Source organism: Wenzhouxiangella sp. YN1 (genome assembly GCF_056324145.1).
Window position 1 is genome coordinate 1 of sequence record NZ_JBJNIO010000034.1, and the last position, 1,592, is coordinate 1,592.

Here is a 1,592-nt window from a genome sequence, read left to right on the forward strand (position 1 = left end):
GGCCGGCACCGGACCCTTACCAAAGTCCCCTGCACGCCGAATTCCGTCCGATTCCTAACTGTCGGAGCCAATCGAGCAGCCCCTATAGCCCCGTTTTTGCCGGCGTGGGCCTATCCGGCACGAGCGCCGCCGGGCCGCGCCCGAATGGAACGCGGCCTGGAATTGGTTTCCTGCGTTTCAGTGATGCAAGCCGGGACGCTCGGCCGGCCTGCCGGCGCGATGCACGCGGACAGGCGGCGCACGACTTTCCGTCCACAGGCCGGGCAGATCCTTGCTGGCCAGGTGATTCAATATCCGCTCGATCACCGGCGGGTCTTCGATACAGGCGATGATCTGGACCGTGCCCCCGCAACTCGGGCAGGTCTCCACATCAATCTGAAAGACCCGCTTGAGGCGCTTCGCCCAGCGCACCGCCGAGCGTTGCTCGACCGGTGTGCGATCTTCCGACGGTCCCGGCCTCTTCGGCTTGCCGCCTCGTCCTCGGCGGGCCGGCGTGATACGAGCCCGGTAAGGACTGTTCGGTGCAAATACCCCGTGAAAGCGGGTCAGGTTCAGGCGCGGCGGCGGCACGAGCGCCGCCAGCCGGGCGATGAAATCCAGCGGCTCGAAGATCACGTGGGTCGTCCCGTCACGGTACGGGGTTTTCAGCGTGTAGCCGATGTCGCCGCGTGCGGTCAGGAACAGGCGCTTTTCTGAAACGGCAGGACGGCAGATGTATCGGCACAGCCGCTCGAGCTTGTCGCGCTGGCAGGCTTTGACCGCGACACCGGCGTGTAGAGAGAAGCCAGCCACGTTTCCGGGGCCGCCAGTTGCCCAATCCTCCTCATCGCAAGTCGGCAGGGTCTGGAGCTTGAATACTTTGCGTCCGCGATGCGGGCCCACGGCAATACGGTAGGTGATGGAGTGGCCCACCAAATCAGGCATCGGGTCCTCTTCGTCCCGCACATCGCTAAACTCGAGCTGCTCGGTATCGCGCTCCAGTAACCCTTCACGCTCCAGGAGCCGCCCCACCCGGCGGGCGATGGTGTGGACCAGTTGCGTCATTTGGGCCGACGTCGGTTCGCGCACCCACTGGAATCGGGGTCGGTTGTCGTGAGGCGGGGTCACCAGGTAGGCCCCATCAACAAACAGCATGTGAAAGTGGATGTTGAGATTCAGTGCTGAGCCGAATCTCTGAATCAACGTGACAGCACCCGTGCGCGCCGACTGCTGCGTAAAGCCGGCCTGGCGGATCAGGTGGCCGGCAATGACCCGATAGACGATGCCGAGCACGCGGCCAATAAGTGCGGGGTGCGTGGCCAGGAGAAACCGCATGGGAAAGGGAAGGCTCAGTACCCACTGACGAATCGGCCGCTCAGGCAAGATTTGGTCGACCAGCCAGGCCGCGCCATCGGCCATGCGCCGCGCACCGCAACTGGGGCAGAATCCGCGCCGCTTGCAGCTGAACGCCAGCAGATGCTCGGCGCGACAGGAGTCGCAGCGCAGGCGCAGGAATCCGTGCTCCAGCCGCCCGCATTGCAGGTAGCCATCGAAGGCCTGCCGCACATGGCCGGGGAGTTGCTTTCCGGCATCGGCCAGGTGCTCGACAAAGG

The 1,592-nt window shown here is 64.8% G+C and carries 1 protein-coding gene; it reads right to left on the minus strand.

The features are described 5' to 3' along the window. Window positions 1-177 precede the first annotated feature (177 nt). Window positions 178-1,592 (minus strand): transposase (locus tag ACEWQZ_RS00085; RefSeq protein WP_476481036.1); only part of this gene is annotated, 1,415 nt, incomplete at its 5' end.